The organism is Mesorhizobium sp. M7A.F.Ca.CA.002.09.1.1, from assembly GCF_003998555.1.
GTDB lineage: Bacteria > Pseudomonadota > Alphaproteobacteria > Rhizobiales > Rhizobiaceae > Mesorhizobium > Mesorhizobium ciceri.
The window spans coordinates 1-872 of the sequence record NZ_RZRR01001387.1; the positions used below are offsets into that span (position 1 = coordinate 1).

At 65.7% G+C, this 872-nt stretch carries 1 protein-coding gene; it reads right to left on the minus strand.

What is annotated here, in order from left to right; translation table 11 throughout:
• A partial coding sequence (locus tag EN994_RS33435; protein ID WP_281060230.1) for a DUF3971 domain-containing protein occupies positions 1-872 on the minus strand: 872 nt, incomplete at both ends.

Consider the following 872-nt stretch of genomic DNA (forward strand, 5'->3'; position numbering starts at 1 on the left):
TCCCTGAGCGGCTCGATCAGATCGAGTTCGGCCGGAATGCCGTTCAGCAACGCCTTGGCGGAGATCACCGCCTTCTCGGGGTCGACCGTGATCGAACCGTCGGCATCCGTCACGACCTGTCCTTCGAAGGGCTTGGCCAGGGACATGCCGGTGTAGTCGAGCGACACCAGCCAATCGAGCTTCGAGGAGTCGACGCCGGACTGCAGCGGAATATCCGCCTTGACGTGACCGGTGACGCTGCCCGACAGGTCCTCCGGCAGAATGCCGACATGGCGCATGGCGTTGATCGGCTCGTAGGATGCGAGTTCGGCAACGGCGGATGCGTCGCCGTCGACATCGATGTCGAGCGCGCCGACGACCGGCGGGCGGTTGGCCGCCTTGACCGTCAGCGTGCCGTTGCTGGCCGCCACGGTGCGGCCGCTGGGCATGTAGACGGTGCCCGAGGACAGCGAGATATCGACATCGTTGCCGTGGAAACCGACGACGCCGACCGCATCGCGTATCGGAGGGATGCGGCCGGCGGTGTCGAAGCGCGATCCCTCGATCTGGAAGCGGCCGAACACCTCATCGGCCGAAAGCGGCACGCCGTTGCCCAGCCGGCCCGGCACCACCTGGAACTGAAGGTTGGCGTCGACGACACGGCCGCCGAACAGATTTGCCAGCACCCACAGCCGGGCATTGCGCGCCGAAAACCACGGCCATAGCTGCTTGACGTGAGAGACCTGCATGTCGTGGATGTTGAACGCCAGATTGATCCCCGGCACTTTGCCGTCGACGAACGCCACGGCGGCGGTGCCAAGCATCTCGCCCGAGCCGGCGGACCGAAGCGCGATCTGCTCGGCCACCAGTTTGTGGCTCACCGTGTTGTAGAC